Source organism: Alkalibacillus flavidus (genome assembly GCF_040545925.1).
GTDB lineage: Bacteria > Bacillota > Bacilli > Bacillales > Alkalibacillaceae > Alkalibacillus > Alkalibacillus flavidus.
The window spans coordinates 27934-53800 of record NZ_JBEPMX010000013.1 but is presented as its reverse complement, the minus strand read 5'-3'; the positions used below and the strand labels follow the sequence as shown (position 1 = coordinate 53800).

The 25867-nt window shown below is 41.9% G+C and carries 22 protein-coding genes; 19 read left to right on the top strand and 3 right to left on the bottom strand.

Features of this window, described 5'->3' with window-relative positions:
• The first annotated feature begins 39 nt into the window (after nt 1–39).
• The 5 genes from ABID56_RS11440 (at nt 40) to ABID56_RS11420 (ending at nt 5838) form a co-directional block, all read left to right on the top strand.
• A complete protein-coding gene (locus tag ABID56_RS11440) occupies nt 40–1182 on the top strand; it encodes a DctP family TRAP transporter solute-binding subunit (protein ID WP_354221309.1) in 1143 nt (380 codons plus the stop codon).
• A 127-nt stretch (nt 1183–1309) separates the two neighbouring features.
• A complete protein-coding gene (locus ABID56_RS11435; protein WP_354221307.1) occupies nt 1310–2116 on the top strand; it encodes a TerC family protein in 807 nt (268 codons plus the stop codon).
• 59 nt (nt 2117–2175) lie between these two features.
• Nucleotides 2176–3252 (top strand): hypothetical protein, encoded by a 1077-nt coding sequence (locus ABID56_RS11430; RefSeq protein ID WP_354221305.1) that lies wholly within the window; start codon nt 2176–2178, stop codon nt 3250–3252.
• Nucleotides 3253–3351: 99 nt separating this feature from the next.
• Complete coding sequence (locus ABID56_RS11425) at nt 3352–4593, top strand: aminopeptidase (RefSeq protein ID WP_354221304.1); 1242 nt, start codon at nt 3352–3354, stop codon at nt 4591–4593.
• 9 nt (nt 4594–4602) lie between these two features.
• Nucleotides 4603–5838 (top strand): helix-turn-helix domain-containing protein, encoded by a 1236-nt coding sequence (locus tag ABID56_RS11420; RefSeq protein WP_354221302.1) that lies wholly within the window; start codon nt 4603–4605, stop codon nt 5836–5838.
• A 62-nt stretch (nt 5839–5900) separates the two neighbouring features.
• Here the strand turns inward: ABID56_RS11420 and ABID56_RS11415 are convergent, their stop codons facing one another.
• On the bottom strand, nt 5901–7262 hold the full coding sequence (locus tag ABID56_RS11415; RefSeq protein ID WP_354221300.1) for a YjiH family protein: 1362 nt from the start codon (nt 7260–7262) through the stop codon (nt 5901–5903).
• Between the two features lie 254 nt (nt 7263–7516).
• Here ABID56_RS11415 and ABID56_RS11410 point away from each other — a divergent pair, with 254 nt between their 5' ends.
• The 6 genes from ABID56_RS11410 (at nt 7517) to ABID56_RS11385 (ending at nt 11006) form a co-directional block, all read left to right on the top strand.
• On the top strand, nt 7517–7639 hold the full coding sequence (locus ABID56_RS11410) for a hypothetical protein (RefSeq protein ID WP_354221298.1): 123 nt from the start codon (nt 7517–7519) through the stop codon (nt 7637–7639).
• A 170-nt stretch (nt 7640–7809) separates the two neighbouring features.
• Nucleotides 7810–9162: a sodium-dependent transporter gene (locus ABID56_RS11405; RefSeq protein WP_354221296.1), complete on the top strand. Its 1353-nt coding sequence runs from the start codon at nt 7810–7812 to the stop codon at nt 9160–9162.
• Between the two features lie 32 nt (nt 9163–9194).
• The gene (locus ABID56_RS11400) at nt 9195–9512 is read left to right on the top strand and encodes a YwdI family protein (RefSeq protein WP_354221294.1); all 318 of its coding nucleotides are present in this window, start codon (nt 9195–9197) and stop codon (nt 9510–9512) included.
• 15 nt (nt 9513–9527) lie between these two features.
• The gene (locus ABID56_RS11395) at nt 9528–9899 is read left to right on the top strand and encodes a DUF423 domain-containing protein (protein WP_354221292.1); all 372 of its coding nucleotides are present in this window, start codon (nt 9528–9530) and stop codon (nt 9897–9899) included.
• A 114-nt stretch (nt 9900–10013) separates the two neighbouring features.
• Nucleotides 10014–10421 (top strand): hypothetical protein, encoded by a 408-nt coding sequence (locus ABID56_RS11390; protein ID WP_354221290.1) that lies wholly within the window; start codon nt 10014–10016, stop codon nt 10419–10421.
• A gap of 66 nt (nt 10422–10487) precedes the next feature.
• Nucleotides 10488–11006, top strand: a complete 519-nt coding sequence (locus tag ABID56_RS11385) for a YwhD family protein (RefSeq protein WP_354221288.1) — start codon at nt 10488–10490, stop codon at nt 11004–11006.
• A gap of 252 nt (nt 11007–11258) precedes the next feature.
• Here ABID56_RS11385 and ABID56_RS11380 read toward each other — a convergent pair whose 3' ends face one another.
• Nucleotides 11259–13211: a transglycosylase domain-containing protein gene (locus ABID56_RS11380; protein WP_354221286.1), complete on the bottom strand. Its 1953-nt coding sequence runs from the start codon at nt 13209–13211 to the stop codon at nt 11259–11261.
• Nucleotides 13212–13350: 139 nt separating this feature from the next.
• On the opposite strand from ABID56_RS11380, the gene ABID56_RS11375 reads away from it, so the two are divergent.
• Entirely contained in the window at nt 13351–13791 is a 441-nt protein-coding gene (locus tag ABID56_RS11375; RefSeq protein ID WP_354221284.1) for a YwiB family protein, read from the top strand.
• Between the two features lies 1 nt (nt 13792).
• The gene (gene argS / locus ABID56_RS11370; RefSeq protein WP_354221282.1) at nt 13793–15460 is read left to right on the top strand and encodes an arginine--tRNA ligase; all 1668 of its coding nucleotides are present in this window, start codon (nt 13793–13795) and stop codon (nt 15458–15460) included.
• A gap of 206 nt (nt 15461–15666) precedes the next feature.
• Here argS and ABID56_RS11365 read toward each other — a convergent pair whose 3' ends face one another.
• Nucleotides 15667–16836 (bottom strand): phospholipase D-like domain-containing protein, encoded by a 1170-nt coding sequence (locus tag ABID56_RS11365; protein ID WP_354221280.1) that lies wholly within the window; start codon nt 16834–16836, stop codon nt 15667–15669.
• A gap of 181 nt (nt 16837–17017) precedes the next feature.
• Between ABID56_RS11365 and ABID56_RS11360 the strand changes: the two genes are divergently transcribed.
• The 6 genes from ABID56_RS11360 to opp4A all read left to right on the top strand — a co-directional run bounded on the left by ABID56_RS11360 (nt 17018) and on the right by opp4A (nt 25692).
• Nucleotides 17018–19135, top strand: a complete 2118-nt coding sequence (locus ABID56_RS11360; RefSeq protein ID WP_354221278.1) for a (Fe-S)-binding protein — start codon at nt 17018–17020, stop codon at nt 19133–19135.
• Nucleotides 19136–19834: 699 nt separating this feature from the next.
• Nucleotides 19835–20857, top strand: coding sequence for an ABC transporter ATP-binding protein (locus tag ABID56_RS11355; protein WP_354221276.1), 1023 nt, complete (start codon nt 19835–19837; stop codon nt 20855–20857).
• The gene (locus ABID56_RS11350) at nt 20838–21770 is read left to right on the top strand and encodes an ABC transporter ATP-binding protein (RefSeq protein ID WP_354221274.1); all 933 of its coding nucleotides are present in this window, start codon (nt 20838–20840) and stop codon (nt 21768–21770) included. The genes ABID56_RS11355 and ABID56_RS11350 overlap by 20 nt, the downstream gene beginning before the upstream one ends.
• 7 nt (nt 21771–21777) lie before the next feature.
• Complete coding sequence (gene opp4B, locus ABID56_RS11345) at nt 21778–22740, top strand: oligopeptide ABC transporter permease (protein WP_354221272.1); 963 nt, start codon at nt 21778–21780, stop codon at nt 22738–22740.
• A gap of 50 nt (nt 22741–22790) precedes the next feature.
• Nucleotides 22791–23672, top strand: coding sequence for an ABC transporter permease (locus ABID56_RS11340; RefSeq protein WP_354221351.1), 882 nt, complete (start codon nt 22791–22793; stop codon nt 23670–23672).
• A 103-nt stretch (nt 23673–23775) separates the two neighbouring features.
• Complete coding sequence (opp4A, locus tag ABID56_RS11335) at nt 23776–25692, top strand: oligopeptide ABC transporter substrate-binding protein (protein WP_354221270.1); 1917 nt, start codon at nt 23776–23778, stop codon at nt 25690–25692.
• The last annotated feature ends 175 nt before the right edge of the window (nt 25693–25867 follow it).

The window sequence follows — 25867 nt, the reverse complement described above, 5'->3', positions numbered from 1 at the left end:
GGAATCTTTACACACTATATCACTAAATATTAGGGGGTAATGATCATTTTAAACAAGAAAAGTTTTATTCTTGCGTTATTGATCTTTTTGACACTAGGTTTATTAGCAGCTTGTGGCGGTGGTGACGACACAAGTGAAGGAGAAGGTTCAAGTAATACTGAAACAGAGGAAGATAGCAGTGGTGACAGCGGCGATAGTGGAAGCGAAGGTGGAGACGCTCAGTTTGAAGAAGACACATGGCGCTTTGTCACTGAAGAAGTGGAAGGTCAAGTCCAGTACGTTTATGCTGAAGAGTTCGCTAAACGTATTTCTGAGAAAACAAACGGTGCGATTACAGTTGAACCTTATGAATTCGGTGGACTTGGAAGTGAAACAGACCAGGTTGACCAGTTAATGCAAGGAACGGTCGAAATGGCTGTCATGTCACCAGGTTTCACAGGTAACATGGTTGATGAAGGGCAATTGTTTGCGTTGCAGTTCTTGTTCCCAACAGATCAAGCAACGACTCAAGAAATTTTAAATAATAGTGAAGCATTAAACACGGATTTACGTGAGCAATATGAAGAGCATAGCATTACGCCATTAGCTTATTGGTCAGAAGGAGCGATGCAGTGGACGTCAAACGATCACCCACTAACGACCTTAGATCAATTCGAAAACTTCCAAATGCGTGTACAGACATCTCCACTCATTATGGAGTCGTACAAAGCTTATGGTGCCAACCCGCAGGAAATGAGTTGGGGTGAGCTTTATACAGCGCTTGACCGTGGTACAGTTGAAGGTCAAGAAAACCCAATTTTCTTCATCGGTGACGCATCATTCCACGAGGTGCAAGATTACCTAACGATGTCTAACCATAACAACTATGTGGCGATGACAACGGTTAATACAGAGTGGTTTAATGGATTAGATGAAGAATTACAAACAATCGTTGAAGAAACGGTAACAGAAATGCAAGATTGGGTATTCGAAGAGCAAAAGCGTCAGAACGAAGAGTATCTACAAGTTATTCGTGAAGATGAAGAAAACCCAACAAAGATTGTAGAATTATCAGATGAGCAAGTCGAAACGTTCCGTGAGAAAGCGATGAAAGTTCGTGAGTTTTACCGTAACGAAGTATCAACAGTTGACGGTGCGATTTTAGATAAGCTTGAAGATGAAATTGCAGAGCATACTGAATAATAAAAGTAAATCTGTGGACGAAACGAGCGATGCCAACATGGTATCGCTCGTTTTCGTTATGTTAGGCATGAAGTCCGATCCATTGGTTAAAATAGCCTTATGAACAATTAATAAGGAGCGTTTAACGATGGATTGGTCTTTATTATTAGAGTACAGTTGGGTATTAGTCATTCTCATTGTACTAGAAGGTGTACTTGCGGCAGACAATGCCATGGTTTTAGCGATTATGGTTAAACATTTGCCAGAAGAAAAACGTAAGAAGGCGTTGTTTTATGGGTTATTAGGTGCGTTTATCTTCCGTGTCGGGTCGTTATTTATTATTTCGCTATTAGTGGATTTTTGGTTTATTCAAGCAGCGGGTGCTTTATATTTATTTTTTATCGCAGGCAATCATTTAGTGAAGAAATTTATATTAAAGCGTGATAGTGATGGCGACAAGCAGAAAAAAGCTGAGAAAACAGACGGTGCGGGTTTTTGGCTAACCGTTGTGAAAGTGGAGTTCGCTGATATCGCGTTTGCTGTCGATTCGATTTTGGCCGCAGTTGCCATTGCGATAGCTCTACCGACGACACCAATCCCTGCGATAGGTGGTATGGATGGGGGTCAATTTCTCGTCATTTTATTCGGTGGTTTAATCGGTGTTATTATTATGCGGTTTGCGGCTACTTATTTTGTAAAATTGATCAAACGTCGACCTGGATTAGAGACGGCCGCTTTTATGATTGTCGGATGGGTCGGGGTGAAATTGCTTGTCATTACACTAGCGCATGAAGATCTGGCCGTCATACCGTATGATTTTGCTCATTCAACGGTTTGGAAAGTTATTTTTTATACAGTTTTAGTCGGGATTGCTGTGACAGGCTGGTTTATGAGTGACCGACGTGATATTGACGATGATCATACGGATGAACTGATTGGCGCGATGAAGTCATAGTATTGTACTGTAACAAGCCTCCTTCACATATAGTGTTGGTATAGTGAAGGAGGGATTAAATGGTGCAACATCACTATTTTATGGGCGGTTCAACAGCGAAAGGGTACGTCCAGTTTTATGACAATGCCGTCGAGCAGTTAGATCACGTCATTTATTTGGATGGTGGATTTACGACGATTCTTACACCGTTGCTTGAAAGAATGATTCATGACTATTCAAATGAAACGACGATTGACGTGATTCATAACCACATCATGCCCAACCATTATGAAGGCGTTATCTTTCCGGATCGTCGCGTCGGCATATTCGACAGAACGAAGATGCAACCGAAACGCATGGCACTGCCTGGGTTGAAAGATCAACTGATTTATTTTGGGGATGGCTATGCGCTCCCAGCGTTAAAACAAGAGCGTCAAACGGTTACGGCGTTGCAACGTGATATAAGAACCCATCATCATGATGTGATTCGCCATTTCGATCAAGCGTTAAAACAGCACCATCAAGTTGAAGCGATTTATTTAGATTACTTAAATGTGAGGCGAGCGAATGAACAAACAGATGAACTAATCGATACGTTGTTACAGGATAATGAAAAAGAAGCGGTGGGCCATGTTAAACATCGTTATTTAGGGGCTGCAACACCTGAAGGCCCTGTTGATTATGTGATGGAATTAACCGAGGACATTACGAAACGCTACTTTATTAAAGGTCGTTCAGGAACAGGGAAGTCGACGATGCTTCGAAAGTTAGCGCATGAAGCAAATGATCGTGGGTTTGACGTGGAAGTGTATCATTGTGGCTTTGACCCGGGTAGTTTAGATATGGTGATTGTCCGTGAATTAGATTTCGCGATATTTGATGCGACTGCCCCGCATCAACACACGCCTAAACGCAAGGGCGATCTCATTTATGACGTCTATGAACGATTTATTGACGGACATCCAGACGCTTTGCATCGGAAAAAACTTGGTGATTATAAGCAGGCTTACCAACAGGAAATGGCTCAAGCAGCGGATGAGTTAAAGCAATTACAAGAGAAACAACAAGAGTTAGAATCGATTTATCGTAAGGCGATGCGTGAAGATTTTTTTGAAGATAGTTACCGTCGTATAAGGCATTGGATAGATAATATGTGACCAAATTCGACGAAATATTAGTTTTTAGTGGCATAACTTTTTAATTTTTTAAAAATATGAAATAATAGATGCAGTGATAAAAATGAAGGAGTGGACAAAATGACTTTTCCTACAACAGAGCAATTATCGAAGTATGCAAAATTAGCCGTCCGAATGGGCGTTAACATTCAAGAAGGGCAAGCGCTATTAATTAATGCGCCTATCGAAGCGCGTGATTATGTTCATCACGTCGTTGAAGAAGCATATGCAGCAGGAGCGGAAAACGTCCAAGTGAGTTGGTCGGATGAAGTGTTAACACGGAAAAAGTATGACCATGAGCCATTAAGTGTGTTAGAAAATGTACCGGATTGGCAAATCGACCGTGTCTTGAGTCATGCGCAAGATGGTGGCGCGGTATTAAATATTTTAGCGCCTAATCCCGATTTATTAGAAGGTGTCGACGCCGAACGCGTTGCAAAAGCGAATAAAGCGCGTAGTGAAGCGATGCAAGATTATAAAAAGTACATTATTAATGACAAGATTCAATGGTCCATCGTGTCTGTTCCAACAGAAAAATGGGCGAAAAAAGTATTTAATACAGATAATGGAGATCAAGCGGTGCAAGATTTATGGGAACAAATCTTTAGTATCGTACGTGTCGACCAGCCTGATCCGATCGAGGCGTGGAAAAACCATAATGAAACACTGTTTGAAATCCGTGATTACTTAAATAACAAACAATATGATCATTTAGAATATCATTCAGAGTATGTGGACTTAACCGTTAAGTTGCCTGAAAACCACGTATGGGCTGGCGGTGGTGCTGTTGCTGAAACAGGGGCATCATTCAACCCGAACATGCCGACAGAAGAAGTGTTCACAGCGCCAGATTACCGCGGGGTTAATGGCACGGTGAAAAACACGAAGCCGTTAAATTATAACGGTAACTTAATCGATGACTTTGAATTAACGTTCAAAGACGGTCAAGTCGTTGATGTTAAAGCTGGAAAAGGCGAAGAAACATTTAAACATTTATTAGAATCGGATGAAGGGGCGAAATATTTAGGTGAGGTGGCATTAGTGCCGCATTCATCACCGATCTCGCAGTCTGATCTCGTCTTTTTCAATACTTTATATGATGAAAACGCGTCATGTCACTTAGCGATTGGTTCAGCTTATCCGACGAATGTGCAAGACGGTGAAAAGATGTCTGATGCCGAATTGAAAGATATCGGCGTTAATTCGAGTATTATTCACGAAGATTTCATGGTTGGTTCGGCAGACTTAACGGTATACGGTGTTACATCAACTGGCGATAAGGAACCAATTATCGAAAAAGGTGAGTGGGCGATTCCGCGGTAGGTGATTAGGATGTCGATTATTGGACAGGCGCTTAAATCGTACCGCATGGAGCAAGGGTTCACTCAAGAACAGTTAGCAGATGGTATTTGTTCGGTCGCGTATTTAAGTAAATTAGAAAACGGTAAGATAAGTGTTGACCAGACCGTAGTCATGAATCTCTGTGACCGTTTAGAGCTTGATCAAACGCCGTTTCTAATTAAAACGGATACAGTTTTTCATGATGAATTATTACAATGGTTAAGTGATATTCATATATTTCACATTCTTGAAGTGGATAAACGGACGCCGTCTATTTTTGAAACGAAACGTGACGCCATGTCAATTGATAATCAATGCTTATATGACATTGCGTTGTTAGGTTATTATTTAATGACTGATCAATTACAAAACGCAGCGACACAATGTGACGAGTTAGAAAAACGACCGCTTCTGTACCAAGCATGTGACCCCTTTAGCTTCTTTAAGTTCACAGGTATGTACTATCGCCGTAAAGGGCTTTACCATAATGCGATAGAACGTTTAGAGCAGGCAAATGACTCTTATCATGAACAAGAAGACGCAGAATTATATATCACGATGGCAACCGTTTACAGCCGTTTGAATAATATTTTAATCTCGAATAAATACGCTCAGTTAGCGTTTTCGATTTTTCAAGAAAAATTGTTCTACGTCCGTATGATAGACTGCCAAATTGTTCTCGGTGTTAATTATAGTTTAGTTGGTGACGTCTATTCGGCTGAAACGTATTTTCAGCAATTATTAGAAGTGGACGGTGAACATTTATTAGATAAAACGCGTGCTAATATTCACCACAACATTGGCTATATCAATTTTCGTAAAAAAGAATATCATGATGCGAAACAATCGTTTGAGCGTGCGTTGACGTTTAATGTGAATGAAAGTGATTTCTTAAATGCACGGTATTTATTAGCGTATATAGCAATGCAAGAACGTGACCGTTTTAAAGCGAAAGAGCATATTCAGACGGGATTGATTGTGGCGAATCGTTATGAGCATTTGCGTTATAAAATTAAATTCCGGGTGCTTGACTATTTGTTGGATGAACAGACGGATAAATTAGTTGATTATTTAGAGGATGAGGTGCTGTCGTTTTTTGAAACTAATCGTGAGGAAATTGAGCTGAAGTCATATTATTATTTACTCGGCCAATTAATGTTTGATCAAAAGAAATACAAACGCGCAGCCGAATGTTTTAAACGGTCAACTGATGGGTTGGTCGTGTGACATTAAAAAGCCCGTACGAGTTAACTGAACGGATTAACTCGCACGGGCTTAATTTATGGTGTTTAAAATAACAGATGCGCCATTGCGACAATGACTGGTAGTGTAATGATGGTTCGTAATAAGAAAATGACGACGAGCCGACCGAAATTAAGCGGCACATTCGAAGCAAGTAAAACACCACCGACTTCAGATAAATAAATCAATTGCGTCACGCTTAAAGCAGCAACGACGAATCGAGTCATATCACTTGCGACCGATTCGATTAATAACGCTGGTAAAAACATATCTGTAAAGCCTATTAAAATGGTTTCAGAAGCAGCTTTGGCTTCTGGAATTTGCATCAATTCTAATAGCGGGACAAATGGCATACCGAGCCAAGTGAACACAGGCGTTGTATTAGCGACAACTAAACCGATTGTGCCGATTGCCATGACAATTGGTAGAACACCCACCCACATGTCGAGTACATTTTTCGTGGCAACAGAGAAATACCCTTTAATGCCAGGTGATTGTTTAGCGCGTTCAATCGCTTGTTTGTAGCCCCAAGTGAACATGTTATAACCGTCAGGAGTGGATTCGTCTAATGAAGACGACTGTCCCGAGTACATATCATCTGGTATTCGTGATAATGGCGGGATGCGAGGCATGACTAAAGCAGCGATGAACCCTGCTAAAAAGATAGTCCCGTATAACGGTAAAAACATGTCCATTAAACCAACTTGTTGAATAATTGAAATCGTAAACGTAATCGATACAACGGAAAAGGTCGTACCAATCACGGCCGCTTCACGTTTAGTATAATACCCTTGTTCATACTGTTGATTGGTTAAAAGGACGCCGACTGTGCCATCACCAAACCACGATGTTAAGTTGTCGACAGTAGATCGGCCTGGTAACTTGAACAGTGGACGCATCACCTTCGTGAAAAGCGAACCAATCAATTCCATTAGCCCGAAGTTGAGTAATAAAGGCAGCAATAAACCCGCAAACAAAAAGACAGTCAGTAAAAAAGGGAGGAGGCCGCCATCACTTAGTAACAGGCCACCATTTTCGCCATTATAAATGCCGCTCCAACCTAGTTGAAAATAAGTCATAAATGCGATGACCATGCCAATGAGACGAATTATTAGCCAGACAGGGCTCACATGAAATAACGTTTGGAATAATGACTCTTGTTGCGATTCTTGTGATTGAGGCATCATGGTCGCCATTAGTGAGCCGATTGCTGATAAGGATATGATCACTAAGACGAGAATTGGTGCCATAAATCCGAGTACCAGTTCTAACTCTTCAGCTAAAATGGCAACCGGAATGCTCGTTTGTTCTTTGTATTGAATCGGGGTCATAAATAAGAAAATCCCGATAATAGATAAGATGAGAAATTTTAAATGATACTTTATCGATATAGCATTAGAGTGTGTCATGCTTTACCTCCTATTCCTCACATATTATGCCATATTTATGGTTATACAACAAGATGCAATAGTATAAAGTCAACATTAGTAATTGTGTTTCAATTTACAGTTCGCTGTAAAGCTGTGTAATCGGTGTTTCATTATATAAACATAACATTTTAAATTTTCGAAAAATTATTTACCTATCCAACAGTTTCATGTATAATATAAAGCGTGTTCTTCATATCATGATATTGTAACCATGTGGGAGGTTCTTAGGTTCGATGAGTAATCAATATGAACGTTGGGTGAAACAATTCGAATCAGAGCTCGGCAGACAATTGAAGGAAAAAGAAAAAGACTTCGTCTGCTGGATATGTGAACAACAAAAAGACACGGCACATTAATTTGATATAAACAACACCCCTCATACACTGCATCCTTCTGCAGTGTATATTTTATAAGGTTTATTTTATTAGTTTAAAGCATTGACATGCAAAAGGGGTGAGGTGATAAAATAAGCAATTATGTTAGAAATGAAGCATGATAGAATGATCATAACAAAGGAGTGACCAAGATGAGTCAGCAAAGTGGCATCGGCCAAGATCAATGGAAAACGCGCCTCGGTTTTATGCTTGCGGCAATGGGATCGGCAGTAGGGTTAGGTAATATTTGGCGCTTTCCATACGTGGCAGGTGAAAGTGGCGGTGCAACGTTTTTATTAGTATATTTAGCCTTTGTCTTTTTAATCGGTGTTCCGTTGCTATTAACGGAATTTAGTATTGGTAAAGCAGGTAAAATGGATGCTGTTGGTTCCTTTAAAAAGCTTGCTCCGAATACGAAGTGGCATTTAACCGGCATTATGGGTGTCATTGGTGGTATTTTAATATTAAGTTTTTACAGTGTTGTTGCCGGTTGGTCGATTTTTTATTTGTATCAATATGTAACAGGAGCTTTTTGGACTGAGCCTGACGGTGGCTTTGGCGCTGCGTTTGATGCGTGGATTACGAATCCGCTTGCACCATTATTTTGGCAAGCGTTGTTTTTAATTGTAACAATGGTGATCGTGATGCGCGGTATTGGATCGGGTATCGAACGCGCGAACAATATTCTGATGCCAGGCTTAGCGATCTTAATGATCTTCATGGCTGGTTATGGAATGACGTTAGACGGTGCAGGTGAAGGTTTAGCCTTTTTATTCACACCAGATTGGTCGAAGTTAGCTGATCCGAACGTGTATTTAATGGCGTTAGGTCAGGCGTTTTTCTCGTTAAGTATCGGTATTTGCGGGATGTTAACTTACAGTAGTTATTTGAAAGAAAAAGATAAACTACCAGCAGCAACCGTGGGTGTCGGGTTAATGGACACATTATTTGCTGTAATTGCTGGTGTGATGGTCTTTACGGCTGTGTTTAGTTTTGGCGTAGAACCGACATCAGGCCCACCACTCGTGTTTATTATTTTACCGAGCATTTTTGAGAGCATGCCTGCAGGTGGATTAATCGGCGTTGTTTTCTTCGTGTTACTTGTCATGGCAGCTTTATCGTCTGCGTTATCGCTTCTCGAACTGCCAGTCGCGTACATCCATCGTACACTTGGCTTAACGCGTAAAGCAGCGACAGCGATCGCCGGTTCGATTATTTTTGTTTTCGGTATTGCGGCGTCGCTTGGGTTTGGCATTTGGAGCCATATTCAAGTGAATGGTAATAATATTTTAGACATGATGGATAACTTAACCGCGAATATTATTTTGCCATTAGGCGGACTACTCATGGCGTTTTTCGTCGGTTGGTATTTAACGCGTGATAAAGCGATTCAGTTTAGTGAAATTGAATCACCGCTCTTACAAAACATTTGGTTAATCATTATTCGCTTTGTAGCTCCAGTTGTCTTATTAATTATTATGGTGACATCCTTATTAGGCATCTAATAGATATGCTATAATAAGGAATGGTGATGACAATGTCTGTTTCTTATCAAAATATAATCGAAAAAATGAAAAAAGAATTACAATCTGTTGATGCGACTTCTAATGAGGCAGATTTGCGTGCTAAAATGTATGCTATCAGGTCATTAGCGGATGTTGTTTTGGCTGATGAGTCTGAACCGCCGATGGTAGAGTCAAAACCGATTGCTTCTACTAAGGAGCAAGAGGCGGAGCCAAAGCAAGACATTTCGGCATTAGAAGCTAAAATGATGGGAATCGAAAAGCCGTCTAACAAACCACAAAACACGTGGCATGAAGACGATGCAAACGGTGAATCGATTTTCGATTTTTAAAGGAGCGAAATACAGATGAAGTTACTCTTAATGATCGGTGCGATTAGTGGTTTTATTACCGTCGCATTAGGTGCATTTGGCGCGCACGGTTTAGAAAGTCGCTTGAGTGCGAAGATGTTAGATACGTGGGAAAAAGCGGTTCAATATCAAATGTTTCATACGACAGCGATTTTAATAGCAGCAGTCTTAGCACTTAAGACAGATATCACGTTGTTCCAAACAGCTGGTTGGTTTTTCTTAATCGGCATCGTGATCTTCTCAGGTAGTTTGTACATCTATTCGTTATCAGGTGCGAAGATTTTCGGTATGATTACGCCAATCGGAGGCCTAGCCTTTTTAGTCGGTTGGGCGCTCGTTGCCTATGCTGTGACGAAGATTGTTGTATAGTAAGATGCTCTCACATTGTTGTGGGAGCATTTTCTGTTTAGAGATTAAATCACTTTTAAACAAATACAAATTAATTTATGATAATAGAAGAATAATTGACAGAGGAGTTAAGCGATGAAAAAGATTCATATCATGTTAATCGTGGCGATCGTCTCGTTAGCGATAAACCCATTTGCAATACAAGCTGAAACGACTGAAGAAGAATATCGTCTCGCGGTCGGCAATCTTTGGTACCCTGTGTCTGACGAATACGATAAACTCGAAATGCCGTATTTATCTTACACATTTGATGCCGTTTTTGCAGAAGATGAAGACGAAAAAGCAGAATTAACCAATCAACTCGACCAAACCGTTGCCAATGAGTTGTGGGATTTTTTTAACCGTGAAGATGTGAAACAACTAGCTTATACAGATGATGTTCTAGATTATTTAGATTCAAATTTTGACATCGATAAAAACGAAGGCGGTTTTTGGAGTTGGTTCGGCCGATTATTTAGTTGGATCGGTAATTTGTTTGCATAGCCTTTGCTTTTAAACGTTTGAATAATGTGGCAAAATGGAAGTGAATGATGTGAGGAGGTGCGACATATGTCAGAGGAACAAAATGAACAGAAGAAAAGTAATCAATTTACGATAATGAAAGATGATCCAATTGATGGCCACCCAGGTTATAGTGGCGGTGGTGCTTTCAGTTTGGAAAATATGTCACCGCTTATTGTTGACCCGAACGAGGACCACGTGTGGGTTGATATGGGTGCGATGCATGCACGTAGTGAAGTGGAAAAGCGGATTAAATTCGTCGCTGATAAAGAGGAAGTCCCGAATGGCAAACCGTATTGGATTGTCTGGGTGACAGTTGAGCAGAAAGAAGAAGGGCCATATTATCATGGTGTGGCTGCGTGTTATTTAGAAGTTGATCGTGAAGCGCGCCGTGGCTATAAAATTTTAGCAGAGCACGTGAATCGTATGGATAAATCGCTTAAAGGTCGCATTATATTAGAGCATATGGATGATCATTCGAAAGCCTTGCTACGCGATTTCTTGAAAGATTTTAACGAGCAATATTGGGATTTAGCATCTGATGAATTGAAACAAGTGCTCGCATAAATTTTGACTGATTTATGAACAATGTATCTCGTGATTGTGCAAAAGCTAATTTCTTTGTACAATAGAATTAAACATGGGCATGAAACATGTTTATTAGGACAAAAAAGCAGGTTAGTCGATTAATCGACTAGCCTGCTTTTTTTATCTTTTTTTAGAGTTATGAGATAAGTGCGCGCACTTATCTCATAACTTCGTGGTTTTATTTCAAAATTGGCTAAAGTTATTTCAAAAATAAAGCGAATTATTTCAAAACTATGATGCGTCTTCGCAATAGGTTGTCGGTTCGGTGCCCTCGATAAAATACATCGTACGTGCTCGTTCGCTACAAGCATCGCTCGCTAAACGCCCTGAATTAGGATCGACGTCAACGCCATTGACCCCGTGCGGAACAGTGAAGGGTCTCACTGGTAAGTTAGCGTGCAATTCGTGCATATAATCGGCCCAAATGGTCTTCGCAGCTTGAGATTCTGATCGTGTTGACAACGCTTGGTTATCGTCATACCCTGTCCAAACGGCTGTCGTGTAATGAGGGCTATAGCCAACCATCCACGCATCGAAATCGGTCGTTCCCGATTTACCAGCGTAAGCTTGATTAAGCTGGTGGCTGATCGGCGCCCCTGTCACCCGTAAATAATCACTTAGTCGTTCATCAAACATGCCGGTTAATAAATGCGTCAGCACGAAGGCGTATCGTTCATCCAATACAGTTTCTTGTTGCGAGGGTTCGTGTTCATAAACGACATCGCCATCACGATTTTCGATTTTATCAATAATATAAGGGTCCACTGATTGCCCGCGATTTGCTAACAAGCCGTAAGCGCGAGTCATTTCATAAACGGAAGCGGACTCTGTTCCTAAGGCCAACGCTAAGCCAGGTTCAACCTCAACGTCTATTCCGAATACATCAGCTGCTTCGGCCAAGTTTTCAGGCCCGATCATTTGATTCGTTTTCACCGCGTAAATATTATCCGACACCGCTAAAGCTTGAGCTAACGTCACAGGACGATCAGCATAGACGTCACTAACATTGGCTGGTTGATAGACGTCACCGTTTGCTAACGGAAACTGTGTGGCTGTGCTTTCGAGTGTCGTTGACGGTGTAAACCCGTAAACGAGTGCTGCATAATACAAAAATGCTTTAAACGTGGAGCCCGTCATACGTTCAGCCTGTACAGCTCGATTATACCGCGAGTCAGTAAAATCTCGCCCCCCTTGCATAGCGACGATAGCGCCTGATTCATGGTTAAGTGTCATCGCGCCAATTTGTAATGGATCTTCCTCAGGAAAATGGTCTAAAGTCTTTTCTTCTAACAGGTTTTGCGCTGTTTCATCTATCGTTGTATGGATTTGATAACCCGATGCCGTTACTTGTTCAGGCGATAGCCCGAGAATAGACGCCGCTTCCTCAAGCGCGAATTGAACTGCATATTGCCCAGTCTCACGCTCGGTACTTGCTTGGGTGACGAGTCGAATCGGTTCATCTGACGCCTGTGCATACGTGTCGTCATCAATAACGTCAAGTTGTTTCATTTGCTGCAAAATCCACGTCTGACGTTCTTTCGCCCGGTCTTGATGATCAATCGGTGAATAAACGGCTGGCCCTTTAGGAATCGCAGCTAACAGGGCCGCTTCACTCACCTTTAACTCGTCCGCATGTTTATCGAAATAAAAACGGCTCGCCGACTCAATCCCGTATTGGCCATGGCCGAAGTAAATCGTATTTAAATAACTCGTTAAAATCGTATCTTTCGACCAAAACATTTCTAACCTAAGTGCGATGAGAAGCTCTTTAATTTTGCGGTTCCATGTTTTGTCATGTGATAAAAATAAATTGCGCGCAAGCTGTTGTGTGATCGTACTTGCCCCTTGAGCTCTCTCTTGCGCGACTATATTTTGATAGGCGGCGCCAGCGATTCGTTTCGGGTTAAAACCGGCATGGTTATAAAAATGATGATCCTCAGCGGCAATAAATGCGTCGCGCACGTGTTGGGATACGTCTTCTAGTTCAACGGCATAGCGACTTTCAATGCCGTGGTGCTCTGCCAACACTGTATGATGTTGGCTAAAGATCACCGTGTTTTCATCTAATTGCACATTAGGAGGGCCTTGTAGCCAAAGCATGATTAACACACTGCACGTCGCACCTACGGCAAAAAATAGACTAACAACGATTAACCAAAATAAGCGTTTCATCCAAACTAGCATGCTGACACATCCTCTCAACATCTAGTATGCGCGAGCACAAGGGCCTTTAAACACTTATGATTCTTCACTTCTCTTTTGCGTCATAATTCGTTATAATATAGTCTTGAAGAGTTATGTTTTAAAGAAAGGTCGGAAAAGATTGACTAATAAAGCGTTAACCGTTGATATTACAATTGATACGGATATTAAAGATCCAAACGGCGAAAACGAGTCGATACGTCGTGAAGAGAAAGGCTCTTATGTACAACGTGGGGGTCTTCATTTATTGAAATATGACGAAGAGATGGAAGATGTCGGCACAGTGAAAAACACGGTGATCATTACCGACGACAAAATTACGTTAAAACGAGAAGGCGTCGTCAAAATGCATCAAGTTTTTCGCATTGGCCAACGTACTGAAACAGTTTATCGTCATCCTTATGGCCATTTTCGGATGGAAACGAACACTAATCGAATGGAATATATGAAAGGAACGGAAAACCGATCAGGTAAAATTCGTCTAGAGTATGAAGTCGCGCTTAATGATGATGAACCAAGAGAGCACGTGTTGCAAATAGATTTTCAAGAGGAGGATGCTTGACGTGAACGTAGTAGAACAAGTCGAAAGTCAGTTAAAACAATCGATCGAACAAGCTGTCATAAAAGCAGAATTAGCTGGTCGTGACGAGATGCCAGAAGTCATTTTAGAAACGCCGAAAGAAAAAAGCCATGGTGATTATGCGACGAATATGGCGATGCAACTGGCGCGCGTTGCGAAAAAACCACCGCGCGATATTGCTCAAGATATCGTTGATCAGCTCGACACAGAAGCGGCATCCGTGAAGTCGGTTGAGATCGCAGGGCCTGGGTTTATCAACTTTTTCATGGATACGTCTTACTTAACAGATGTCGTCACGACGATATTTGATCAAGGTGACGAGTACGGCCAGACGAATGATGGTCAAGGCGAGCGTGTCCAAATTGAGTTCGTTTCGGCTAACCCAACTGGTACGTTACACCTCGGGCATGCTCGCGGCGCGGCTTATGGTGACGCGTTAGCGAATGTGATGGAGAAAGCAGGATATGATGTTGAACGTGAATATTACATTAATGATGCCGGTAACCAGATTGATTTATTAGCGCAATCGATCGATGTCCGTTATGCACAAGCGTTAGGCGAAGAGAAAACGATGCCAGACGAAGGGTATCGCGGGCAAGATATTATTGATTTAGCGAATGACCTCGCTGAGGAGCACGGACGTTCCTTTTTAGATATGAACGAAGCTGGGCGTTTAGAAGCGTTTCGCGAGCATGGCTTGAACCATTTACTTGACCAAATCAAACATGATCTCGAAACGTTCCGCGTGCCATTTGATTCATGGTTTTCTGAACGTTCCCTTTATACAGATGATAAAGTGCATGCAGCCGTTGAGTCCTTAAAAGAAAAGGGCTATGTTTATGAATCGGAAGGAGCAGTTTGGTTCCGCTCAACCGATTTTGGCGATGACAAAGATCGTGTTTTGATCAAAAATGACGGCAATTATACGTATTTAACGCCCGATATTGCGTATCACCAGGACAAAATCAGTCGCGGTTTTGATCGTTTAATTAATATTTGGGGTGCTGACCACCACGGTTATGTGACTCGGATGAAAGCAGCGATTGCCGCGTTAGGTTATGACGACTTACTCGATATTAAAATTACACAAATGGTTAACTTGTTCGAAAACGGCGAAAAAGTGAAGATGAGTAAACGGACTGGTAAAGCAGTCACGATGAAAGAATTAATCGAAGAAGTCGGTTTAGATGCGACGCGCTATTTCTTTATTATGCGTTCGAATGATGCTCACCTTGATTTCGACATGGACCTCGCGCGTTCAGAGTCGAACGACAACCCCGTTTACTACGTGCAATATGCGCACGCGCGTATTTGTAGTATGTTGCGTCAAGCGGAGGAGAAAGGGATCGCTACGAGTGAGCAACCTGATTTGTCATTATTAACAGCTGAAAAAGAAATCGATCTATTGAAGCGGTTAGGCGACTATCCACAAGTCATTAGTGAAGCAGCGACGAAGCAAATGCCGCATCGCATCCCGCAATATGTGTTTGACTTGGCGTCAGACTTACACAGTTTCTACAACGCTGAAAAAGTGATCGACCAAGATCAATTAGCATTAACACAAGCGCGTATTGCCCTCATGCAAGCAACACGTACCGTTATTCAAGATGCCCTAGCCTTAATTGGTGTTCATGCACCTGAAAAAATGTAACCCGTTATCCCGATGAGCAATTTCGTTCATCGGGATTTTTTGTGTTTCGCCGTATGTGACGTGGATTTCGCCGTATAATGAATGAAAATCGCCGTATCGATCAAAAATGTCGCCGTATAACCGCTCGATTTCGCCGTATCATGTCCAAAAATCGCCGTATCCGACAACGTCATGACAAAAAACCGTATAATTATTCATAGCATATTTTAAAGAAATGGTCGCAATAGACGGGCGATGAGTTGTTTTAAACGAAACATGAAAGCATTCGGTGTTTTAAACCAATCGTCATACAAGTTAATCGAAGCGTCGACGTCACGTTGGAATTCATGTTTAATCTGATTCACAACACGAAGGTCTTTCGTTACAAGCTTGACCTCGTCATTGACAAAAAGGCTACGCCGATCGAAATTCGCCGTGCCGATATCGATGAATTGATCATCCATCATGAATAACTTCGCATGATAAAAACCGTTATAAAATAAATAGACGCTACCGCCATATGTCGCGATCTGTTTTAAATACGGTGCAGATGCTTCTTTAACGAGTGGATGGTCGGAGTCGTGTGGGTATAAAATCGTAACGTGAACACCTGATTGCATTTTATCGACCAGGACGTTCATGAGGCGCTTGCTTGGGATGAAATAGGGCGTGCCAATTTGAATCGTGTGTTCGGCTTGCTGTATCCACCTTATAAACGTGTCTTCTAATAATCCATTAGCTGAAGGAATTAGTTGTACTTGTGAAAGGCCTCGTCGCTTGTTCAGCTTGGAAAATGATAATGATTCTCCTGTGTTATCAAACCAATCTGAGCAAAACTGTGTCGTCAAATGGTCCACAATCGATCCGGTTAATTGCAAATGATAGTCGCGCCAATTCGCGAACTTGCCGCCTTGATTCACGTATTGGTCGCCAATGTTAAATCCACCGAGAAAACCTGTATCGCCATCAATGACGGATATTTTTCGATGGTTACGTCGGTTTAAAGATGAAAAAGGGCGACGTAAGCGAAAACGATTGCTAAAGATAACGTGGAAACCGGCGTGGTCTAATGCTTCCAGGTTCGATTTCGAAATAGCCCTCGCTCCGATAAAATCAACTAATAAATAAACAGAAACGCCTGAAGTTGCTTTATCCCGTAAAACCGACAACACTTCATCGCTAAACGTATCGTCCTTAATGATAAAAAATTGTACTAAAATCCATTTATTTGCCGACTGTAATGTTTCTATATAGTGTCGAAATAAATCGTGGCCATTACTAAAAAACGTCACGTTGGCGTCAGTTGGCGGATAAGGTGACGGTTGGTGGTATGGTTTTTGGTCCGGTCGTACAATCGCAATAAGAATCATGATAGCAATTATGATTAGCGCCCACATGACGAGCCCTCCTTCTCAGATAGTTTCCGTTTGAGTCCCGTCAAATATACAAAAAGCCATTGACTGAATGCTCATTCAGTGTATAATAAAGTTATAAGAAAACTTGTTCAATTCTGACGTGTTCGTGTTAAAATGAAAGGTATGAAAGCGGTCACACGTAAAACTACTAGGGGGGAGACACATGGAAGCATTGTTATGGGTGAATTGGATTGCATTTGCTGCAATTACGGTGTATGCGTTGTTCCTGTTTGTGCAAGTTGTTCGGACGCGGATTGCATACATTAAGTTAGGGCGAAAATCAGAATTCGATCACGATGTGAAAGACCGGTTGAAAGATATCGGCGTTTATGTGTTTGGTCAAAAGAAATTATTAAAAGACGCGAAATCTGGCGCGATTCACGTTATGATGTTTTACGGCTTTTTACTCGTTCAATTCGGGGCGATTGATTACATATGGAAAGGGTTGAACCCTGGGTCGCATTTACCGTTTGGTATTTTGTATCCTGGCTTCGTCTTTTTCCAAGAACTCGTCACGTTAACGATTTTAGTCGCTGTCGTATGGGCGTTTTATCGCCGTTATATTGAGAAGCTCGTTCGTTTGAAACGAGGCTTTAAAGCAGGTTTAGTGTTAATTTTTATCGGGACGTTAATGGTATCAGTGCTTGCTGGTAATGGATTCGGCATGATTTGGCACGGCCATGAATTAACATGGACTGAACCAGTCGCTTCGGTTATTGCTGCTGCTTTTGCGTGGGTAAGTCCAACCGTTGCTGCCACGTTGTTCTATGTTATGTGGTGGATTCACTTAATTGCATTACTCGCCTTTTTAGTGTACGTCCCGCAGTCGAAGCACGCACACTTACTGGCTGGCCCTGCAAACGTCTATTTCAACCGGGACAAAAATCACGGCAAATTACAGCCGATTAATTTTGATATGGACGAAATGGAAGAGTCTGAAGAAGAGCCGACATTTGGTGTCGGTAAAGTAGAAGATTTAAGCGATTTACAACTGTTAGACCTGTACGCGTGTGTTGAATGTGGACGTTGTACGAATGTCTGTCCATCATCAGGTACAGGTAAAATGTTATCGCCAATGGATATTTTAGTGAAGATTCGTGACCACTTAACCGAGAAAGGGGCGGCTGTCACAGGTAACACACCGTGGGTACCGTCGTATGCTTTCGCTGGAACAGCTGGTAATCAAGCCGCTGACCCGAACAGTTCATTAGCAGAACAAGTTGTCAATCAAGACTTAATTGGTGATGTCATTACAGAAGAAGAGCTTTGGGCGTGTACGACATGCCGTAACTGTGAAGACGCTTGTCCTGTGATGAACCAACACGTCGATACGATTATTGACCTGCGTCGTTATCTCGTCATGACAGAAGGTAAAATGGACCCCGAGGCGCAACGAGCGATGACAAACATTGAGCGTCAAGGTAATCCGTGGGGCTTATCGAAGAAGGACCGCGAAAATTGGCGAGATGAAGATGAGACGTTACACGTTCCAACCGTTAAGGAATTGGAAAAAGAAGGCGAAGAATTTGAATATTTATTCTGGGTTAGTTCAATGGGCTCTTACGACAACCGTAGCCAAAAGATTGCGATGGCATTCGCTCGCTTGATGAACAAAGCAGGCGTTAAATTCGCGATTTTAGGTAATAAAGAGCGTAACTCAGGTGATACGCCACGTCGTATGGGTAACGAATTCTTATTCCAAGAGTTAGCTGAAAAAAATATTAAAGAATTCGAGAAGAATGATATTAAGAAGATCGTAACCATCGATCCGCACGCTTATAATATTTTCAAAAATGAGTACCCAGATTTTGGGTTTGAAGCGGAAGTGTACCACCATACTGAATTGTTGGCGGAGTTAATCCAAGAAGGTCGCCTCGAGCCGAAAGAAGCGGTGAACGAGAAGATTACCTTCCACGATTCATGTTATTTAGGACGTTATAATGAAGTTTACAATCCGCCGCGAGACATCTTACAGTCGATTCCAGGCGTTGAATATGTCGAAATTGAACGTAACAAAGAAAACGGCATGTGTTGTGGTGCTGGTGGCGGTATGATGTGGATGGAAGAAACATCAGGTAACCGTATTAACGTCGCTCGTACTGAACAAGCATTAGACGTCAATCCGAATACAATCTCCAGTGGGTGTCCGTTCTGTTTAACGATGTTATCGGACGGTACGAAAGCGAAAGAAGTCGATGAAGAAGTGACAACACAAGACGTCGCTGAAGTATTAGAACGCTCGATCTTTGGCGAAGAAGCGAAAATCGAACAACCAGCTTAACTGATGGAGGCTGAGAAATAAGAATATTTAATTGTGCAAAAGACCAATTTGTTAGAATCAAAAGAGTCAAGCACTTATGAAGCGGAATCAAAGTGCGTAGACTCCTGCGGGTACAGCACGAGTCTCAAGACCCCGAGAGATGCACCTGCGTCTTCTAGCAGTGCTTCGTAGCAGGCTTCCTCGGTGCAAGTTGCAAGGTAGCTTACTCGATGATGTTGCCTGGCTTGAGCCGTGCCCGCGGAAAGCGAAGCGTTTTGATGAAGCGTCATTCAAGTAAAACACCCGAACGATGTATTTTATTAAAATCTTTCGGGTGTTACTTTGCTTAATCAGACTTTGTGGCAGGCTATTTTTATACATATAAATGAATAAACATTCATTCGACAAAAGTTACCAAAATTATTATAGTAATTTAGTAATTTTTCCCGAAATTTCGTCTTGATAAATTCACAAACCGTGATAAAATAAGGCAATAAGATTTCAGAAAATAGTGCAAAATAATAATAAATCATATATTTAGAAAATTTGCAAAAAAGGTATTGCAATTTTCTGTGACATTATCTACAATAACAGTTATCAAAATTTTTAATAGACAAAATTGTAGGAAAATAGAAAACACAGTCAAAAAATTTTCAAGCGAATTTTCAGAATTTATAATTAATAAAATCAGCACGAAAAAAAAGATCAAGGGTGATTGGGTTGAGTCATGAATTATTAGAGATTAAAAATTTATCGACATCGTTCCAAATAGACGAGCAGTATTACGCTGCTGTTGACGATGTCACATTAACGGTTCACGAAAACGAAGTGTTAGCGATTGTGGGCGAATCAGGTTCCGGGAAAAGTGCTACGGCCTTTTCGATTATGGGGTTACATAGCCGTGGGAAAATCGAAGGCGAAATATTATTCCAAGGCAATGATATCGCGAACTTACCACCATCAAAGCTAAATAAAATTCGTGGTAAAGATATGTCCATGATTTTCCAAGATCCATTAACAGCATTAAACCCGCTAATGGAAATTGGCGATCAAATCGGAGAAGTTCTCTTATTACATAATAAGAACATGTCAAAATCAAAACGACGTGAATATGCGGCTGAATTGCTAGGGCGTGTCGGAATTCCGAGACCTGATCGTGTCGTCGAACAATTCCCGCATGAGCTGTCTGGTGGTATGCGTCAACGTGTGATTATTGCGATCGCCATTGCGAACCAGCCAAAGTTACTTATAGCAGACGAACCAACAACAGCCTTAGACGTGACGATTCAAGCGCAAATTCTCGATTTAATTCGCGAATTAAAAGATGACTTAAATTCAGGTGTTATTTTGATTACGCACGACTTAGGTGTTGTCGCTGAAATGGCTGACCGTGTCGCAGTCATGTATGCAGGTCAAATTGTTGAAGAGGCTGATGTCGAATCGATTTTCGTCAACCCACAACACCCATATACGCGCTCGCTTTTAAGTTCGATTCCAGCGACGGAATATGCACAAGATCGTTTGCACGTCATTCAAGGCATTGTACCATCACTGAAAAACTTACCGCGTGAAGGGTGTCGTTTTAAAGAACGGATTCCGTGGATGGATGATTCCGTGCATGAGGACCATCCAGAATTGCATGAAGTGAGCGATAATCACTTTGTTCGTTGTACATGCTATCAACATTTTTACTTCCCAGATGAGAACAAGGAGGAGCAAGCTAATGGCGTTACTGAAGGTTGATGATTTGAAGATTCACTTTCCGATTCGTGGCGGAATTTTAAATCGAGTTGTCGATAACGTGAAAGCCGTCGACGGTGTTTCGTTTGAAGTCAAGCAAGGTGAAACATACGGTTTAGTCGGCGAGTCAGGTTCTGGTAAAACGACAACAGGTAAAGCTGTGATGGGGCTTAACAACATCACGTCTGGTGACATTTATTTTGAAGACGGTCATTTAAACGCAGAAAAAGGCAAGAAAATCGATGTTCGTAAAGATATTCAAATGATTTTCCAAGATCCTTATTCCAGTTTGAACCCGAGAAAACGTGTCGCTGACATTGTCGCAGAGCCTTTTCGCAATTATGAAAAACTGTCAAAAGATGAAGAGCTTAAAAAGGTAAGAGAATTGCTCCAGCGAGTGGGCATCAGTGCTGACAGTTTATACAAATATCCACACGAATTCTCAGGTGGACAACGTCAACGTATCGGGGTCGCTCGTGCGATTGCGTTAAATCCGAAGTTAATTATTGCGGATGAGCCAGTTTCGGCCTTAGACGTGTCCGTTCAAGCGCAAGTGTTGAACTTCTTACAAGATATTCAAGAAGAATTGGACTTAACATTATTCTTCATCGCACACGACTTAGGGGTTATTAAACATATGTGCGATCGTATCGGGATTATGTATCAAGGACGATTGGTTGAGGAAGGGTTAACTGAAGAAATCTTCAACAACCCACAACATATTTATACGAAACGACTGGTCGCGGCAATTCCAGACGTTGATCCGAGAAATCGGCAAAAACACCAATCGTATCGTGCTCAAGTCAAAGAAGAGTATCAGCAATCATTTTATGACTACTTTGACGATGAAGGCTTGGCGTTTAACCTCAAGCATATTACAGACACACACAAAGTAGCTTTACCGGAAAGAGGTTGATCGAAAAATGTGGAAATTTATCGTACGAAGACTACTCATTACAATGCCGCAACTTGTATTATTAAGTTTACTCGTGTTCGTCATGGCATCGTTCATGCCAGGGGACGCATTCACGGGACAAATTGACCCGAACATTTCGCCAGAAGCGATTGAAGAACAACGTGAACGTCTAGGGTTAAATGATCCGTGGTACATACAGTACGCTGACTGGGTCGGAAATCTGTCTAAAGGTGATTTAGGGACATCAACACAATATCACAGACCGGTGTCTGACTTAGTTTGGGAACGTGTTGTCAATACATTCTGGTTATCGTTATTATCCGTTATCTTTATTTATGCAATTGGACTCCCGCTTGGTATCGTCAGTGGTCGTTGGAATGACCGTTTAATTGACCAAATCATTACGGGTTACACATATTTAGGGTTTGCAACACCGATTTTCATTTTCGCCTTAGTGACCTTATGGGTGTTCGGTTTCCATTTCGGGTGGTTCCCAACAGGCGGTTCAGTTGCATCAGGCTTAGATCCTGGCTCGCTTGAATATATACTGAGTAAGTTGAATCACTTATTGCTACCAGCTTTATCGATTGCCTTAATTGGTGTTGTTGGTACCGTCCAATATTTACGTAGTGAAATTATTGATACGAAACAAAAAGATTTCATTGTCACAGCACGCGCAAAAGGAGCGCCGGAATCGCGTGTCTATAACCGACACATTTTCCGTAACTCGGTGCTACCAATTGCAGCTTTCTTCGGTTATGAGATTACGATGCTCATTACGGGGTCGATATTCGTAGAACGGATTTATAGTTATCCAGGTATGGGTAACTTGTTCATCCAATCTATTCTACTACGTGATTTTCCAGTTGTAACAGCAGTCGTATTGCTGTTCGGATTAGCTGCAATTCTCGGTGCGCTACTATCCGATATCATCTTAAGTATTGTCGATCCACGAATCCGGATTAAATAAGAGAGCTGCAGGGGGTGAAACGAGTGAGTAACGAACAAACAGAAAAAGTCATGGATCAAAAAGTTGAAAAAAGTCCTTCAGGGATGAAGATATTCTGGAAGGAAGTCTTACGAGATAAATTAGCATTACTGTCATTAGTCTTTCTAGTGATAACAACGATAGCCGTTTTCGGCGTATCGGTATTGTTAGATAAAGAAGAGATTGTACGCGTCGATCCGTTTGCGATTTACTTACCACCAGGTGAACAGTTTATTTTAGGAACAGACCAAGGTGGACGCGATATATTCGGCCAGTTAATTATTGGCACGCGTAACTCTTTATCAGTTGGTTTATTAGTTACCTTAATGTCGGGTATCTTTGGCATTATCTTCGGCGTCGTATCGGGGTATTTTGGTGGACAAGTAGATAACATCATGATGCGTATCGTCGACTTCTTCATGGTATTACCGAACATTATGATTATTATCGTATTCGTTACGATTGTACCGAAATATAGTGTATTAACATTCTCGATTGTTATGTCCGCATTCTTGTGGATGGGTATTGCGAGGTTAATACGTTCGAGGGCATTGCAAGAGAAAGAACTTGATTATGTCCAAGCATCGAGGACGTTAGGATCATCGCATACAAAGATTATTTTCAAAGAAGTTCTGCCTAATATAATGTCCTTAATCGTCGTGACGATGACATTAAACTTGGCAGCGAACATCGGAATCGAATCAGGTTTATCATTCTTAGGGTTCGGTTTCCCGCAAGACACACCAAGTCTTGGAACATTGTTAAGTTACGCAACAAATCCGACGACGTTAGAAGAGCGTTGGTGGATTTGGGTACCAGCAGCTATTTTAATTTTAGTGTTAATGCTTGCTGTGCGTAACGTAGGTGAAGCGTTAAAGCGTGCGGCTGACGCAAGACAACGCCGCGCATCTTAATCTTGATACAGTCGACCGCCTCGGATTGCGGGGCGGCGATTAGTATAAATTTATGTCAGAACAATCTGGCAAACTATTTAAGAAAAAAGGGGAGGTAATTTACATGAGCAAATCATTTATGGGCAAATCACTCTTTGTCCTAATGCTCGCTCTGTTCCTTGTTCTCGCAGCATGTGGTGGCGGCGATGACACAAGTGAAGGCGGCTCAGAAGGCGATTCTGACGGCGAAGGAACAGAAGAAAATGAAGGTAGTGAAGGAGACGGCGGAGGCGACAGTGACTCCGAGGGCTCTGACTCTGAAGGTTCTGATTCAGAAGGTAATTCGGATCAGCAGATTTTTGATATCGAAAACTTCGACACTGTCACATCGAACGATGGTGAACCGATTGATGGCGGTCACTTAAACTACGGTTTAGTGTCGGACACAGTGTTTGAAGGTACACTAAACTATAACTTCTATTCAGGTAACCCTGATGCGATGATTTTACAGTTTATTGACGAGTCTTTGCTAGGTATGGACCCGAGCCATAACTATAACCAAGAAGGTGCAGCAACGTTCGAAGCTAACCGCGACGAAGGTTCAATCACTTTCACAATTCGTGATGGCGTTAACTGGCATGATGGTGAGCCGGTAACAGCTGAAGACTGGGTACATGCGTACGAAGTAATCGGTCACCCTGAATACACGGGCGTACGTTATGGTACAGTTGGTTTCACAATGATCGAAGGTATGGAAGCGTATCACAATGGTGAAGCGGATGAGATTTCTGGTATTGAAATCCATGACGAAAAATCATTCACAATTAACTATGAGCGTCTAACACCATCTCTATTATCAGGTGGTATTTGGACTTACGCACTTCCGAAACACATTTTTGAAGATATTCCAGTAGCAGATATGGCAGAAAGTGATGCCGTACGTCAAAACCCAATCGGTTTCGGTCCGTTCAAAGTTGATTCAATCGTTCCAGGTGAATCTGTTGAACTAACGAAGAACGAAGATTATTGGGAAGGCGAACCGAACCTAGACAGCGTAACGGTTAAAGTTGTGAACCCGAACGTTGTCGCGCAAGAACTTGAAACAGGAGGCGTTGACTTAGTTGACTCATTCCCTGCTGCTCAGTTCCCGTCTAACTCTGACATGGAAAACGTTGAGTGGTTAGGTGATGTTGATGGTGCTTACACGTACATCGGCTTCAAACTAGGTGATTGGAACGCTGAAGAAGGCGAAGTGAACTACAAGCCAGACGAAATGAAGATGGGTGACGTAGAGCTACGCCGTGCAATGTGGTATGCGATTGATAACAATGCGGTTGGTGAGCGTTTCTACAATGGTTTACGTTGGAACGCGACGACATTAATCACACCGTGGCATCCAACATACCACGACGATTCAATCGAAACACCAACGTACGACCTTGAAAAAGCGAACCAGATTTTAGACGAAGCAGGTTATGAAGATACGAATGGTGACGGTTACCGTGAAAAACCAAACGGTGACGAGTTATCAATTAACTTCGCATCAATGTCTGGTGGCGAAACGGCTGAACCACTTGCAAACTACTACATGCAACAGTGGGACAAAGCTGGTTTAGATGTTTCCTTAGTAGACGGTCGTTTACTAGAGTTTAACCAGTTCTACGATCGTGTCGGTCAATCTGGTGAAGACGATCCAGCTATCGACATTTACCAAGGTGCTTGGAGTGTTGGTTCTGACGTTGACCCATCAGGTCTTTACGGACGCGAAGCAATCTTTAACTTCCCTCGTTATGCGAGCGAAGAAAACGATGAGCTTCTAGAAAAAGGACTGTCACAAAAAGCATTTGACATTGAGTACCGTCAAGAAGTTTACAGCGATTGGCAAGAACTAATGGTAGAAGATATTCCAGTAATCCCTACACTTTACCGTTCTGCTATTTACCCAGCTAACGAGCGTGTTGTAAACTACGACATCTCAACGTATGCTTTAGAATGGCATGAAGTAGGCGTCACGCAAGAAGAACCAGTGACAGCTGAATAATAACTTAAATGAAACGCCGAGGATCCGTCCTCGGCGTTTTTCTATGTCTTCTTAAATGGCTGCTCTCCAACTTTTTAAATAACTCACTTCATTTATGAGATAAATGAAGTGAGTTTTGAGATAAGTTGTGGGAGTTTTTAAATAACTGAAGGGATTTATTTAAAAACTAATGTTT